General features: G+C 31.5%; 4 protein-coding genes. 1 reads left to right on the forward strand and 3 read right to left on the reverse strand.

Translation table 11 applies throughout. The annotated features are described in order from the left end of the window. Nucleotides 1-180 (forward strand): hypothetical protein (locus tag ACZIX2_RS14145; RefSeq protein WP_463340741.1); only part of this gene is annotated, 180 nt, incomplete at its 5' end. Between the two features lie 69 nt (nt 181-249). Here the strand turns inward: ACZIX2_RS14145 and ACZIX2_RS14150 are convergent. From ACZIX2_RS14150 to ACZIX2_RS14160, 3 genes are all read right to left on the reverse strand, one after another. Beyond that, complete coding sequence (locus tag ACZIX2_RS14150; protein WP_463340742.1) at nt 250-1,065, reverse strand: tetratricopeptide repeat protein; 816 nt, start codon at nt 1,063-1,065, stop codon at nt 250-252. 287 nt (nt 1,066-1,352) lie between these two features. Continuing rightward, nucleotides 1,353-1,649, reverse strand: coding sequence for a type II toxin-antitoxin system RelE/ParE family toxin (locus ACZIX2_RS14155; protein ID WP_463340743.1), 297 nt, complete (start codon nt 1,647-1,649; stop codon nt 1,353-1,355). Next, entirely contained in the window at nt 1,639-1,875 is a 237-nt protein-coding gene (locus tag ACZIX2_RS14160; protein WP_463340744.1) for a hypothetical protein, read from the reverse strand. Before ACZIX2_RS14160 ends, ACZIX2_RS14155 begins: the two co-directional genes overlap by 11 nt. Between the last annotated feature and the right edge of the window lie 422 nt (nt 1,876-2,297).

The following is a 2,297-nucleotide window of genomic DNA, read 5'->3' on the forward strand; positions in this document are numbered from 1 at the left end:
ACTGCCATCGGGGCTAAGCGAGGACTTTTTGTTTTCATAACAAAAAAAACAGCAAAGATGTTTTTGATACTATTGCTGTTCTCCTTTGCTAGCGCGATGCCTCTGGCTCGTGCTGACAATATGTTAAGTAAAATCTATCGTGAGGAGGTTGCCGATTTGTATTGTATGAATTGTGGGTAAGAGGGTGACGTTTGCAGTAATAGGGGAGCAACGAAACTCTAGTTGTTATCTGACGTTCTTTTACAGTTTCTAATTTGCCCATCTTTTTTGATATGGATATGTTTCATATGCCGTATTATCTTCATTAATTGTGAATCCTTTTTCAGCATCTTCCTTTGCTTCTTTATATAATATGGAAACTTTGTCTTGTTTTTCTAATCTTGCCAAACAAATTGCTTTGTAATATTTTGCATCAGAAAAATTTGGATATATTTTTAATGCTTTATCAAATTCAATTATTGCTTCTCCCCATTTTTTTTGTTCATATTTTGAAATTCCGTAATAAAATAAAGCTGTTGGATGTTCCAAACCTTGTCTATTTTTAAACAAATCCTCTATATATTCATTGAAAAGCATTTCTGCTTTTGAATATTCATTAAGTTGTAAATATGACAAGCCAATATAAAAATTATAAGTATGATCCATCACATAATTATTACCAAATTTTTTCTTGCAATCTTCAAAGTCAATAATGGCTTCTTTATAGGTTTTAGCAAAAATACATTTTATGAATGCTCGATAAGATTGCCATCTTTCAGGATCATATTTTACCGCTTTATCAATATATTTCATTCCAATTTCATATTTCTTTGCTTTAAAATATGGCATTGATTTTTGTTGCCACAAATATGCTACAGTGCTGTCTTTTTTTAGACCTTCATCTAAACAATTCTGCCATTCAGCCATTTGATAATTGTAATTATATTTTTCAGCACCATTTGTTACAAACTCTTCAATAATAGCATTTTGATTTTTCTTGATTAATTCTTGTTCGATGATTTTATTTTGACCAAATGTAACTTGTATAATTAAAAGACAAATAATTGAAATAAATAGTTGTTTCATTTTTTAAATTTTATTTTAAGATTTCGGCTGTTAGAAAACATCAGGTAATTAATACATATGCTAAAATTTTCATATGTGAATTTCTAATCTAGAAAGTTGGCAATTGTCTATTCTACTTTATTTAACTTCAAATATATTCAATTATTCTTACAGATAGGCAGAACACTATTTATTTCATAGCCGTTTATAATGTAGCATTATAACACCTACAAGGTTTTGAAAACCTTGCAGGAGTAGCGGGATTTTAGTAACCTTTTCAGCCTTTTGAACTCTTAAATGGTTTTCGGTTACGTAGGGTACTTATTAGGATTTTGTGAAGTATGAAATACTGCGTTGATGTAAACACTTTTACTGGGTTCGTCCACAATAAAAAAGGCGATATAAGGAAATTTATCAAAAGGTATAAACCTATAATTGTTATCGTGAAATTGGTAAAAAGGGTTGATTTGTAAAGCTTTATAAATCTTTTTGTACGCTTTCAAAAAGTCAAAAGCCACTTTTTTAGTGGCTTTTTCAATATAATAGGCAACCGCATCTTCAATATTTTTAGAAGCAATTGGAGAAACAATAACCTTATAATTCATACTTCTTTTTTAAGTCCGTATAAAGCGTTTCAGCCTCAGTATAAGTAGTTTTGTCGGAGTTGACTTGGCTGTCTAATAGTTGTTGTTGTTCTTCGGATAAGCGGTAGGTTTTAGTAGCTGTCGTAGGTTCCAAAAGGGCATCAACATAGCCAATGACACGTTCTAAAACGCTTTGAGGCGCATTTTTAAGTTTTTGGGTCAGTAAATCAATAGCTGTCGTTTCCATATTTCCTTTTTAAGTTGCTAATGGTTTAATTAGCAAATTTTTAATCTGTACTGATTTAAGTTGGATTCAAATTTAGAACATTTTTTCTAAATGGAATACTGATTTTTAGAATTGTTTTTTATGACTATCCATGACTAGTACCATTTCACAGAATAAATTAGTTGTTGAATGTTTTTCACAAATATCATCCTTTCTGATCTTTGCTTCTTCGCGACTTTGCGAGCCCAATTTCACGCAAAGGCGCAGAGACGCAAAGTATATTGTCATTATTTAGACTGTTGGTATGAGTTACGGACAGTCACATTGTTTTTTATACAGAATCGAGTAGGTAACCCTGTCAGAGTTCAAAACTCTGAAAGGGTTGTTGCAAGAGTTGTAATGTGTTTTGAAAACGATACGTCTCAACTAGCCCCGGGAGGAGC

Source organism: Flavobacterium riviphilum (assembly GCF_055231795.1).

Excerpts from the sequence above, each read along its gene's own strand:
- ACZIX2_RS14155 (WP_463340743.1), bottom strand. The coding sequence starts at position 1,649 with ATGAATTATAAGGTTATTGTTTCTCCAATTGCTTCTAAAAATATTGAA.
- ACZIX2_RS14150 (WP_463340742.1), bottom strand. The coding sequence starts at position 1,065 with ATGAAACAACTATTTATTTCAATTATTTGTCTTTTAATTATACAAGTT.
- ACZIX2_RS14160 (WP_463340744.1), bottom strand. The coding sequence starts at position 1,875 with ATGGAAACGACAGCTATTGATTTACTGACCCAAAAACTTAAAAATGCG.